This is a genomic window from Cytophagia bacterium CHB2 (assembly GCA_030263535.1).
In the GTDB taxonomy this organism is placed as follows: Bacteria; Zhuqueibacterota; Zhuqueibacteria; order Zhuqueibacterales; family Zhuqueibacteraceae; genus Coneutiohabitans.
Map to the genome: position 1 here is coordinate 1 of SZPB01000678.1, position 1,543 is coordinate 1,543.

Sequence of the window (1,543 nt, forward strand, 5' to 3'; positions counted from 1 at the left end):
TGAAGACGGCATGGAGTTGATGTATCAGTTCTATCCTTCTTTGGGATTGGGTGACGCCGCCTATTTGGCGCGCCTGCTCGGGTATGACCATGAGGCAGACGGTTGGGAAAAGTCGGCAGCAGCGATCAAACATGCGATGCTGCACGATGAGCAATATGCGCTCATCGACAACGGCCATCTCATCAAACGGCGCAAGCTGAACGGCGATCTCCAAACCGAGGCGCGACTGCGCGAGCCGGAGGCATTTCCGGCCAGCATTCCCTTGCGCCAGCCCGGCCCGCATCTTTTGAATCCCGATAGTTCCGCCGCATTGCCGATTGCTTTGGAATTCATCGATCCGCGCGGCGAGCTGGCGCTCAATACGCTGGCGCATTTGGAACAATTGTGGAACACGCGTTGGGACACGGGCGGTTACAGCCGTTATCATGTCAGCTCAGAACCGGACTCGCCCGGCCCATGGCCGATTGCGTCATTGCTTATCGCGCGCGCCTACTTCGAAGCCGGCAATGATGAAAAAGTCTGGCGCGTTTTGAACTGGTTGATGACTCTGCCGGGCGGCAAAGCCGGAACGTGGTTTGAGTTTTACGGGCCACGGCCCGTTCCGCCTTGCCCGCAAATCGGGATCATTCCCTGGAATTGGGCGGAAATCATCACACTCTTTGTGCACCACATGCTGGGCATACGGCCTTCTTGGCAACACTTGCGTTTGCGGCCGCGCTTGTTGCAAGGCGTAAACCGGATGGAAACCGAGTTGCGGGTAAGAAACATTCGTTTGAAGATGAATATCGAACGAGTTAAAGATGCGCAAGTGCAAGGCTTTTGGATAAATGGCGAGCATCGCGCATTTTCGCCGGAGGGTCTTACGCTGCCCTGGCCGGAGGGAGATGTTGTTGTGGAAATAAAAACATTGTAAATCCCCCCAACCGAGGTTGTGAACCGCAATTCCGCACTGACATTTTGCCTGGCTCCGCTCGGAGATAACTTATTCGGCCAACTGAAAACTCAGCTTGAAACCGCAAACTTTTGCGCAAATGCCTTTATACTCATGTTCTCCGCAATTGCATCATGCGGAATTAAAAGATAAGACCACGGTTTGCCGTTGTTTTCTTGCGCGTAAGCCGTGGCATGGCTGCACCATTTGACTGCGGCTTCTTTCTTCGCTAGGACATCGGCCGCTTCCATCTCGTTGCGCGCTTTTGACTCCAGCATAAAAATGCGCTCTTCGGTTTCGGCGACGAAGTCCGGCTGGTATTCGAGATGATCAATACCGGACTTATAGAAAATTTGAAACTGCCCTTTCGCTGGCTTGAACCACTTTTGCGCTTCGCGATCGATGATGATGGCCAGCTTGCGCTCGGCATCCGATTGGAATTTTTGCGCCGGATAGAGGCAGCGCTGAAAGCCGCCGAATAAATAACGCGCCATGTTGCTTTTGTCAGCCGGCGCTTGATGAAAATCCAACACCGGCTCCTGCGCCGAGGCGCTGTACGCGCTCGGCTTCAGCTCCGTGAAACCCTTGCTGATCTTCACTTCATAGCCAACC

The 1,543-nt window shown here is 54.1% G+C and carries 1 protein-coding gene; it reads right to left on the reverse strand.

Annotation, left to right across the window (positions count from 1 at the left end):
• Window positions 1-1,002 precede the first annotated feature (1,002 nt).
• Window positions 1,003-1,530: a hypothetical protein gene (locus FBQ85_30170; GenBank protein MDL1879398.1), complete on the reverse strand. Its 528-nt coding sequence runs from the start codon at window positions 1,528-1,530 to the stop codon at window positions 1,003-1,005.
• Between the last annotated feature and the right edge of the window lie 13 nt (window positions 1,531-1,543).